Annotated in this window: 9 protein-coding genes; 5 read left to right on the top strand and 4 right to left on the bottom strand. The window is 76.5% G+C overall.

From position 1 onward, the window contains the following. Nucleotides 1–142: 142 nt before the first annotated feature. A complete protein-coding gene (locus ACI8AC_RS07620; RefSeq protein ID WP_456896763.1) occupies nucleotides 143–940 on the bottom strand; it encodes a CPBP family intramembrane glutamic endopeptidase in 798 nt (265 codons plus the stop codon). Nucleotides 941–1,179: 239 nt separating this feature from the next. Between ACI8AC_RS07620 and ACI8AC_RS07615 the strand changes: the two genes are divergently transcribed. After that, nucleotides 1,180–2,349: a sensor histidine kinase gene (locus ACI8AC_RS07615; protein ID WP_456896761.1), complete on the top strand. Its 1,170-nt coding sequence runs from the start codon at nucleotides 1,180–1,182 to the stop codon at nucleotides 2,347–2,349. Continuing rightward, entirely contained in the window at nucleotides 2,346–3,017 is a 672-nt protein-coding gene (locus ACI8AC_RS07610; RefSeq protein ID WP_456896759.1) for a response regulator, read from the top strand. Before ACI8AC_RS07615 ends, ACI8AC_RS07610 begins: the two co-directional genes overlap by 4 nt. Before the next feature lie 76 nt (nucleotides 3,018–3,093). Here ACI8AC_RS07610 and ACI8AC_RS07605 read toward each other — a convergent pair whose 3' ends face one another. After that, nucleotides 3,094–3,336 carry a hypothetical protein gene (locus ACI8AC_RS07605; protein WP_456896757.1) on the bottom strand — a complete coding sequence of 81 codons (243 nt, stop codon included), beginning with the start codon at nucleotides 3,334–3,336 and terminating at the stop codon, nucleotides 3,094–3,096. Nucleotides 3,337–3,554: 218 nt separating this feature from the next. Here ACI8AC_RS07605 and ACI8AC_RS07600 point away from each other — a divergent pair, with 218 nt between their 5' ends. Both ACI8AC_RS07600 and ACI8AC_RS07595 read left to right on the top strand, forming a co-directional pair. Then, nucleotides 3,555–4,526, top strand: a complete 972-nt coding sequence (locus tag ACI8AC_RS07600) for a hypothetical protein (protein WP_456896755.1) — start codon at nucleotides 3,555–3,557, stop codon at nucleotides 4,524–4,526. Nucleotides 4,527–4,757: 231 nt separating this feature from the next. After that, the gene (locus tag ACI8AC_RS07595; RefSeq protein ID WP_456896753.1) at nucleotides 4,758–4,919 is read left to right on the top strand and encodes a hypothetical protein; all 162 of its coding nucleotides are present in this window, start codon (nucleotides 4,758–4,760) and stop codon (nucleotides 4,917–4,919) included. Nucleotides 4,920–4,973: 54 nt separating this feature from the next. Here the strand turns inward: ACI8AC_RS07595 and ACI8AC_RS07590 are convergent, their stop codons facing one another. Beyond that, a complete protein-coding gene (locus ACI8AC_RS07590) occupies nucleotides 4,974–5,966 on the bottom strand; it encodes a patatin-like phospholipase family protein (protein WP_456896751.1) in 993 nt (330 codons plus the stop codon). A gap of 175 nt (nucleotides 5,967–6,141) precedes the next feature. Here ACI8AC_RS07590 and ACI8AC_RS07585 point away from each other — a divergent pair, with 175 nt between their 5' ends. Then, entirely contained in the window at nucleotides 6,142–8,067 is a 1,926-nt protein-coding gene (locus ACI8AC_RS07585) for a SpoIIE family protein phosphatase (protein ID WP_456896749.1), read from the top strand. Nucleotides 8,068–9,210: 1,143 nt separating this feature from the next. Here ACI8AC_RS07585 and ACI8AC_RS07580 read toward each other — a convergent pair. Next, entirely contained in the window at nucleotides 9,211–9,588 is a 378-nt protein-coding gene (locus tag ACI8AC_RS07580; protein WP_456896769.1) for a cytochrome P450, read from the bottom strand. Nucleotides 9,589–9,735: the final 147 nt, after the last annotated feature.

Here is a 9,735-nt window from a genome sequence, read left to right as displayed (position 1 = left end):
GCCCCCCCCGCCGCGCCCCCCCCCCCCCCCCCCCCCCCCCCCCCCCCCCCCCCCCCCCCCCCCCCCCCCCCCCCCCCCCCCCCCCCCCCCCCCCCCCCCCCCCCCCCCCCCCCCCCCCCCCAGGACTCGGCGGTCCGGTGGGTCAGGCTCCCAGGACGAGCGGCAGGACCAGGACGACCATGACGACGCTCTGCGCGCTGTGGACGGCGACGCTGACCAGCGTGCTGCGGTAGCGCCTGGCGGGCCAGGCGTAGGTGAGCGTGCCGAGCAGGAGGCCGGGGATCGCCCACCACCGGTGCAGGTGGTAGGCCGCGAAGACCACGCCGTTGGCGACCCAGTCGTAGCGGCCGAAGACGCCGGCCATCCGCGGGAGCAGGTAGCCGCGGAAGAGGAGCTCCTCGCCGAGCACCGTGTTGAAGAGGCACATCACGAGCAGGACGGCGAACCAGTCCCAGGCGCCGGAGAGGAACTCGCGGCCGTCGGCCGTGCCGATGAAGGCGAAGAAGTCGAGGCTCTCGGCGTGCGGCAGCTTCGGCACGAGGTCCTTGGCCGCGGCGAGGGCGATCAGCGGCAGGAGGATCCACCACAGCCGTCCCCCTCTGCGACCGGTCCCCGGGCTGGTCGGGGAGCGCAGCCACAGCACCTCGCGCAGGACGCTCCAGCGCAGCGTGCCCTGCTCGCGGCGCACGAGGACCAGCACGAGGACGAACTGCCAGACGAGGCCGGCGGTCAGGGCGATGATCGTCGAGCGGGCAGATGCACCGCGTCCGCCGAACTGGTCGGCGGACCACGGGGCCACCACCCAGACGAGCAGGCCCATGGGCAGCGCGGCCGCCGCCCACACGGCGGCGATCCCCCGCGGGCTCAGCTGGGGGATCCGCGGCTCGGCGGGGAACGCGACGGCCGAGCAGGTGTCGGGGGTGGTGCGGATGCCGGTCATGGCCGTTGCCCTTCCTCGGACGAGGCCCGGAGCGGTCCGGGCGGGAGTGGCGAGCGGCGCGAGCGTTCCGCCGCTCGGGGCCCGGCCGCGAGCCTCCGGCGGGGTTGAGGCGGTCCTCGGGCGGGTGGTCGTCCACGGCGACGTCCCACCCGTGCACGGGGGTGCCTCCCTCGCGTGAGGGACCCGTCTCCACTCGCGCGGGTATCGCCCGGCGCGCCCTCGGGGCGCGACGATGCGGCATGGCCGCGTCGCCGACCGCACCCCGCCGGGACACCCCCGGACGAGGGAGCGGGACCCCTGTCGATGCGCGGCTGGCCGGCGGCCTCGCCGTGCTCGCCGTCCTCCACGTGCTCCTGCTGCCGGCGGGACCGCCCTACCAGCCGGTGACCGAAGGCAGGCTCCTCCTCGCGGTGCTCGGGCCCCTGGCGCTGCTGTGGCGGCAGACCGCGCCCGTGGTCGCGCAGGCGGGAGCCAGCGGAGCCATCGTGGTCAACGCGGCCGCCGGGTACCCGATCGGCTTCCTCGACTGGCCGGCCTGGATCGCCCTGTTCAGCTCCTTCGACATCGGCGGGCGACGGGTCCGCGCGGCCGCCACGGTGGTGGCGGCCCTGGGCATCGCCGGGTACGTGGCCCTCGACCGCGGCGCGCCGGTGGACCAGTTGCCCGGCATCGTCGTCCACTTCCTCGTCGCCACCGTGGTCGGCGAGCTGAGCAGCCGGCGGACCAGGGCCGTGGTGGCCGAGGCACGGCGGGGCGCCGAGAGCCGGGAGCAGGCCCTCACCGCCGAGCGGCTCCTGCTGCAGGAGCGCACCCGGCTGGCCCGCGAGCTGCACGACTCGCTGGGGCACACGGTCAACGTGATGGTGCTGCAGGCCGGCGTGGGACGGCGGGTCTTCGCCGACAACCCCACCTTCGCCCAGGAGGCGCTGTCCTCCATCGAGACGGTCGGCCGCGCCGCGCTCGACGAGCTGAACCGGCTGCTCAAGGTGCTGCAGCCGGACGGACGCGGGGCGGCCGACCCGTTCGCCCCGGGCGTCGCCGACCTGGAGCCCCTGGCCGAGCGGATCCGCGGGACGGGACGCCCCGTGGACCTTCGGGTGCCCGACGTCGACCTGCCGCCGAGCACCGCCCGCGCGGTGTACCGGATCGTGCAGGAGGCCCTCACCAACGCCGTGAAGCACACCCCGGCCGGCGCGATCCGCGTCGAGGTCCGGCGGACCGGCTCGCACGTGCGGCTCGAGGTCGTCAACGAGTGCTCCCCGCCTCTCGACCCGGTGCCCGGCCACGGGCTGGTCAACATGCAGGAGCGGGCGCGGCTCGAAGGCGGTGAGCTGGAGGCCGGCCCGGTCGACGGCGGATTCCGGGTGCACGCGGCCCTGCCCGTGCCGACGACGGCGGCGACGCCGTGATCCGGGTGCTGCTCGCCGACGACGACCGGCTGGTCCGCAGCGGACTCCGCGCCCTGCTCGACGCCGAGGGCGACATCACCGTGGTCGGGGAGGCCGCCGACGGCCACGAGGCGATCGACCGGGCCCGGACCGTCCGGCCCGACGTGGTCCTCATGGACGTCCGGATGCCGCGGCTCGACGGCGTCAGCGCCACCCGCGAGATCGTGTCCTGGCCGCACCGGCCCCGGGTGCTGGTCCTGACCACGTTCGACCTGGACGAGGTGGTCGACGACGCCCTGGAGGCCGGGGCCGACGGCTTCCTGCTCAAGCGGGCCACCCCGGAGCAACTGGTCGACGGCATCCGGACGGTCGTCGCCGGGGACGCCCTGGTGGCGCCGGCGGTGACGCGCCGGCTGCTGCGCGCCCACGCCGGCCGGCGGCCGCTCGACCGGCAGCGGCTGCAGCTGTCCGCCCACCTCACCGAGCGGGAGGCCGACATCCTCCGTGCGCTGGCCGAGGGGCTGTCGAACGCCGAGATCGCCGCCCGGGTCTGGCTGTCACCCGAGACGGTCAAGACCCACGTCAAGAGCATCCTGCTCAAGCTCGGGGTGCGGGACCGGACCCAGGCCGTCGTGTGGGCCTACCGGACCGGCTTCGTGGGGCCGGCCACCGACGACCGGGGTGGGTAGCCGGCGGGCTCGAACCGGTGGCGCGAAGAGCCCGGCCGGAGCGCGCCGCGCCGGCCCGTGGGTCCGCGACCCGCGCTCACCCACGTTCGCCGGGTGGGCCCGGCGGGTCCTCGGCGGCGTGCTGCCGCCTGCTCGGCCGGGCATCCAGCCACGCCTGCCACTCCGACCGGCCGTTCCCGGCCAGCCCGGTCGCACCGGCCACCAGGAGGAGCAGCGCCGCGAGGACGACGAGCGCCAGGACGGTCGCGACGTCCTCCCAGCCGGCCAGCGGGGGGACGGTCATGCTGCCGGGAGCCGGCGTGGGCGGGACGGTCGCCATGTCAGGAGGGTGCGCGCCGCCGCGCGCGCCGGCGGCCCCGGCGCCGGTCCGGTCACCCGCACGGGCGATGCCCCGCGGTGAGGAGCACCGGCCGCGGAGCCCGGATCGGCGGGTCGGCACCGCTCCGACGGGTGAGGTGCTCCCGATGCCCGGCTGTCCCCGGCCGCGGTGGCCGTAGCGTCCGCGTTCCGCCCGACGTGCGTGGGGAGGCAGGTGCGATGAGCGTCGAGCTGCATGCCGAGGCAGGGGCTGCCTGCCCGCGGCCGGTCCCGGTGACCGACCCGCCGGACCATGGGCGCCCGAACGTCTCCGGCGATCTGCCCACCGTCCTCGAGGCCGCCCCCCTGTTCCGCCGCACCCTGGCCGGTTACGACCGATTCCAGGTCGACACCTACGTCCGGTGGGCGGAGGACGAGCTCGCCGCCGCCGACCGCGAACGGGAACGCCTCCTGGCGAGTCTCCTGCGCACGCGTGAGGCCCTCGGGGAAGCTCAGCGGCTGGCCGCCCACTCGGCCGGCGGCGGGGAACTCCTCCGGCTGTCGGACCGGATCGGGTCGATGCTCGCCGCCGCGGCTGACGAGGCCTCGAGCATGTGGGCCGAGGCGGAGGCCGAGCGGCGCGCCGCGGCGGCCCGGGCCGCGCGGTTGCGCGCCGAGGCGCAGCGGTTGCTCGCCGGTGCCCGCGCCGAGGCCGAACGGCTGCGCGCCGAGGCAGCCCGCGCGGCCAGGGAGACGGCGGCCGAGGCGGCGCAGGTCCTCGGCGAGGCCGGACACGCGCACGAGGAGGCCCGCGCGGCCGCCGAGGCACGCCTCGAGCAGGTGCGGGCCCTGGAGGAGCGCGCTGCCACCCGCGCCGAGCACCTTCTGCAACGGGCCGCCCAGGAGGCGGTCGCCGCCCGGCTGCAGGCCCGCGCGGATGCGGTCCGGGTGCTGGGTGCCGGGTGGGAGGAACGGCGCCGCGCGGACAGCGAGGCCGCCGCGCGACGGGAGCGCCTGGACCGGGACGCCGCGACGCGCACCGCCGTCCTCCTGGCAGAGGTGGCGACCCTCGAGCTCCGGCGGGACGCCGTCCGGGCGGAGCTGGAGCTGCTGGCGGGACAGGCCGCCGCGACGACCGGCGCGCGGGAGTCCCGCCTCCGCCGATCGCTGGGAGGCCTCCGCGGGCGTGCCCGGTCGCTACGAGCGCCCTGAGTCGGGACCGCAGCGCTCACCCGCGATCCCTCCGTCCGCAGGCTGCTCGACCGGGCACGTGGCTCGCGCGGAGCGGCCCCGCGCGGCCGGTGCCGGGTCCCGCGCGGACAGCGCCGGCCGCCGTCAGAGACCGCTGGTCCACCCCTGCTGGTGGCCTTCGCCCCTACTGGCCGCGTCGAGCGGAACGGAACCTGCCGTGAGCGACGAGGCGGCGCCGAGAAGGGGGCCACGATGAGCGATCGACTGACCTGGGAGTCCTGCCCGGCCTGCGGAGACCTGGCCGCGGTCGGCTGGGCCGACGAGACGGTCGTGGAGGTCGACTGCGCCTCGGGCTGCGACCTGACCAGCGAGCACGTCGCCGAGCTGCAGGACAGGCTGACTCCCCCTCGATAGCGCGTCAGGTCGCTCCGTGCCGGCGCCGACCGGCCGGGTCACGGTCGGACGGTGTCACCTCGCCGTCCCGTCACCTCCCGCGCTCACCGCTTCCCGGATGCGCGCGGCCACGGCCGGTGTGGCCGCCCGGGCGCCGGCCGCGAGGAAGGACTGCTGGATGACCTCGTGCAGCCGGTGCCGGGACATCATGTCGTCGCCCATGACCTGCTGCTCGGCGACCCCCGGGCTGAAGACCAGGGTCCGCACCCCGGTCGCCTGCAGTGCTCGGACCTCGTGCCGCAGCAAGCGGGCTGCGTGGCGGCGGGCAGCGGCGTAGATGCCGAGGTGCGAGCCGGCGGGCCCGCTCATGGGCGAGACGACGATGACGAGGTCCAGCCCGCGGTTGCGGAGGATCGCGGCGTTGGTCGGCGAGTGCACGCCTCCGTCGACGTAGCTGTGCCCCCCGATGTGCACCGGGGCGAAGTAGCCGGGCACCGCGCAGGATGCCGCGACGGCCAGGTGGATCGGCGCCTCCGGTGTTCCCGGGCGGCCGAACACCACGCGACGCCCGTCGCGCCGGCGCACCGCGCAGATCCACAGGTCCGGCTGCGGCCACCCCGGCTGCTCCAGTTCGCGGAGCGCGCTGAGCTGCTCGACGATGTCGTGCCGCCCCGGGGCCACCAGCGCCATGCCCGCCGCCAGCGGCCGGACCTGCCACGGCCGGGTCAGCACCCGCTGGACCATGTGCCGACCCGGCAGCCGCAGGGGGCGGCGCAGCATCTGCAGCGGCCGGAAGGGGGCCAGCTCGGGTACGGGGGTGTCGGCCATCCGGCGGAGCACGTCCTCGTCGCCGGACAGCGGCGCCTTCACCGTCCAGGCCGCGAGGTCCTCCGCCGAGACGCCCAGCCGGAGCAGCGTGCCGGTGATCGAGCCGGCCGAGGTGCCGACGATCACCTCGACGCCGCGGGCGTCGAAGCCGAAGTCGTGCTGCAGGACCGCCAGCACGCCCGCGTGGTACGCCTGACCGACGACGCCCCCGGCGCCCAGCACCAAGCCGACCCTGGTCACGGGCCGAGCCTGCCCTGCGCGGGCGGCACGTGCAGGTCGTCGCACCGCACGCGGCCCCGGGCCTGGTTCCCCCGCGAGGCCGGCGCGGGGCTCCGCCGGGTCCGGTCCCGGAGGCTGCGGGACGGCACCGGCCGGGTGGGGCGGCGCCGCCACGGGGGTCGGGCACGATGGACGCGTGTCCGCCCGCCGCCCTGTCGACCGTGACGCCACCGCCGGACGGGGGCCGGCAGCCGCGCCGGACCGGCTGGCCGCCGTGCACGCCACCCAGCTGCTCGACGCCGCCGCCGGGGAGTCCTTCGACCGCCTGACCCGGATCGCCCAGCGGCTGACCGGGGCGCCGCTGGCGTTCATGACCGTCGTCGACGACGCCCGCTCCTTCTGGCTGAGCAGCCAGGGCCTGCCCGAGGGCAGCCCGAGGCAGAACACCGTCGAGGAGTCGTTCTGCCAGTACGTGCTGGGTGGGGACCCGCTGGTGCTGGCCGACGTGACCGCCGACGAGCGCACCGCCGCCAACCCCTCCGTCACCGGCATGGGCGTGCGCGCGTGGGCCGGGTTCCCGGTCCACACTCCGGACGGGCAGGTGCTGGGGAGTTTCTGCGTCGTCGACACCACGGTGCACGCGTGGACCGAGGAGGACGTCCAGCTGCTGGAGGAGCTGGCCGCGGTCGCCTCCCGCGAGGTCGCCCTGCGGATGGCCACGCTGGAGGCCGAGTCCGCCCGGGGCCTCGCCGAGACCGAGGCCGACCGGGCCGGGCTGCTGGCGCGGATCAGCGGTCTGCTCACCGCCGGCCTGGCTCCTGGGGAGCTGTGGCGCGCACTGGTCGCCCTCGCCGTCCCCGACCTCGGCGACTTCGCCTACGTGAGCACCGTCGACAGCGACGGCGGCCTGGTCCCGGCCGCGGCCGAGCACCGCGATGCGGCGCAGCTGCCGGCGCTGCGGGACTGGCTCGAGCGCGCCGGGCGGCGTGTCGGTGAGGCCGCCGGTCCCGGGCACGTGGCGGTGACCGGACGGGTGGAGTTGCTCGACCTGTCCCAGGCGCCGGGACTGACCGGCGCCCAGCGCGAAGCGGTCCGTGTGCTGAGCGTGCGCAGCGCGCTGGTGGCGCCGGTGGTCAGCCGCGGCGAGGTGGTGGCGGTGCTGACCATCGCCCGCGTGCAGGGCTCGGCGCCCTACACCGAGCGTGACCAGGAGCTGGTCGGTGCGCTGATGGCCCACGCCGGTCTGGTGGTCGAGGCCGCGCGGGCGTCGTTCTTCGAACGAGCGGTGTCGGAGACCATGCAGCGGGCGTTGCTGCCCGCGCTCGTGCCCCAGCCCAACCACCTGCAGGTGGCCTCGCGCTACGCGCCGGCCGAGGACGCGCAGCTGGTGGGCGGGGACTGGTACGACGCCTACCTCGACGCCACGGGGACCACCAGCCTGGTCATCGGTGACGTCGCCGGCCACGACATCACGGCGGCCGCCACGATGGGCCAGCTGCGCACCATGCTCCGCATGGCCGGCCATGACGGCACGGCGGGGCCGGCGCAGGTCCTGACCACCGTGGACGTCGCCTGCGAGGTCCTCGGCCAGGACGTGTTCGCCACCGCGCTGGTCGCCCGCGTCGAACGCTTCAGTCCCGACCAGCCCGCCCGGGACCGGGCGCTCACGTGGAGCTCGGCCGGGCACCCACCCCCGCTGCTGCTGCACCCGGACGGCACCGTCGACGTCCTCACCGACCGGGTCGGGCTCCCGCTCGGGGTCGACGCCTCCCGGCCCCGGCCCGAGCACCACGTGGTCCTGCCGGTGCGCGCGACCCTGCTGCTGTGCACCGACGGCCTCCTCGAGCAGGACCACGCCCCGGCCGGCGGGCACCGCGGTGACGCCGGCGGCGGCAGGCGCTCCGGCCGCTCGGGCCTGCGTGACCTCGACACCGGCCTGGCACGGCTGACCGCCGTCCTCGCCGACAGCGCCCAGCTCGACCTCGAGAGCCTGTGCGACCGGATCATGGCCACGCTGCTGCCCGGCGGCGGGGCCGCCGACGACGTGGCTCTGATCGCCATCCGCCCCTACGCCGAGGACACGCCGCGGCCGGCGCACGCCGGTCCCAACGTCGTCCCCTGACCGCGCCGGCCCGGTCCCGTGCGCTGCGCGCGACGACGCCGCGGCCCGACCCGTCGGGACCCGCTGGGTCGGCGAGCCCGGCGTCGGACGACGACGTCAGGCTCGGCGCGGGCCTGCGTGATCCCCGGGCGCGCCCGCCTCGCCGGCCGGTGGTGGCGGTCGATCACCCACCCCGCGAGTCGCGGCATCGCGGAATCCGGCCAGGTGCTCATGGACCAGTGGTCCCGCGACCTCGGTCCAGCCCTGCCCGCGACCGCGGGCACCACCGGCCCGTATCGACACCGGGGGGAGCCGGAGTGGTCCCGGGCGTGGGCCGCGGTGGGATGCGGATGCAGCCGGCTGCCGGCCCGTCCGGGCACCGATGGTGGACCGTCAGCTGTTCGCCTCGGTCCGGGCGATGACGAGGTGGGTCGCCGCGACGACCAGGTCGGCTGGTGGACCTGGATGTAGTGGTCACTGCCGGTCGCCATGATCTGCGGGGTCTGCGGGGCGATGTGGACGACACTGGCTTGGACCTGAGGCCACAGCCGCTCGATGTCCTGGCCGGTCAACCCGGCCGGCATGGTGGGAGGCAGCGCCCCGAACGGTTCGGTCTTGCTGAGCACGACCACCGGCACGGCCGGAAGCGGCGGCGCCTGCTCCACCTGGTCGATGCTGGCCTCGAGCCGCTGGGGTCGACTGCGGCGGTCTGCTCGGCGCGCACCCGGGTCGGCTGCCCGTCGACCTCGACCCGGGCCGGAAGATCCCGCCCGTGCCGACGTCGACGTCGGGGCGACCAGCCAGGTCGACAACGACGGCAGGTCCGACTGGACCACCACCGCGAACAGCCGGCCGGACCGCTCGTGTCCCCGTGCCTCGTGCGGCGCCCGGAGCAGCAAGACCTCACCACGCACGCGGGGTCTCCCTGTCCCGCAGCACCTGCGCCGGGACGGCGCGGTCGGCCTAGTCGGGCGGCCGGCTCGGCCGACTCCCCCCGCAGTCGGTCGGCCGCCACCGTCGAGGCGCTGAGCCGATGCTGCCACCGCAGCCGCGCGCGGCTCGCGCCGCGCGACCAGGCGGCGGTGCTGTGACGACCCCGGATCCCGTGGGGTGCACCGGCCCCTCCTCGGTCCGGACCGTGCGGATGAAGGAGCACGGCGGACATCAGACCGCGGTGAAGCGCAGCGCGAATGGGTTCAGGGTGCCGGGCAACGGGCGCCCCGGGTCCAGCGTGCCGCGGGTGAGCCGCCAGCCGTGCTGGTGGACCAGGGTGGCCAGCAGCACGCTCGCGGTGAGCAGCACCACCTCACGGCCGGGGCACACCGCCGGGCCAGCGCTGAACGGCACGAGCGGCCAGTCCCCCTCCTCCCGGTCCGCAAGCCACAACTCCGGGGCGAACCGGTGGGCTACCGGCAGCCGGGTCTCGTCGCGGTGGAAGAACGGCGTGAAGACCAACACGGATGCGCCTGCCGGTAGCGCGCCGCTCGCCCAGCGCGTCTCGGCGGTGGTGTCGCGCAGGATGGCCGGGGTGGTCGGCCACAGCCGCAGGGACTCCAGCAGGGTGGCCCGCTGGAACGGCAGGTCGCGCCTGGTGCAGCTCGGCGCGGGCCCGTGTCATCGCGTCGGGATGGGTCGCCAGCAGGGCGAGCGCCCGGTAGGAGGCCCAGGTCATCACGTCGAAGGCGAACA

The sequence above is a fragment of the Geodermatophilus sp. SYSU D00758 genome (assembly GCF_054049955.1).
The sequence above is the reverse complement of the archived record's forward strand: the minus strand, read 5'-3'. Positions and strand labels throughout refer to the sequence as shown.

Excerpts from the sequence above, each read along its gene's own strand:
- ACI8AC_RS07615 (WP_456896761.1), top strand. The coding sequence starts at position 1,180 with ATGGCCGCGTCGCCGACCGCACCCCGCCGGGACACCCCCGGACGAGGG.
- ACI8AC_RS07620 (WP_456896763.1), bottom strand. The coding sequence starts at position 940 with ATGACCGGCATCCGCACCACCCCCGACACCTGCTCGGCCGTCGCGTTC.
- ACI8AC_RS07595 (WP_456896753.1), top strand. The coding sequence starts at position 4,758 with ATGAGCGATCGACTGACCTGGGAGTCCTGCCCGGCCTGCGGAGACCTG.
- ACI8AC_RS07605 (WP_456896757.1), bottom strand. The coding sequence starts at position 3,336 with ATGGCGACCGTCCCGCCCACGCCGGCTCCCGGCAGCATGACCGTCCCC.
- ACI8AC_RS07600 (WP_456896755.1), top strand. The coding sequence starts at position 3,555 with ATGAGCGTCGAGCTGCATGCCGAGGCAGGGGCTGCCTGCCCGCGGCCG.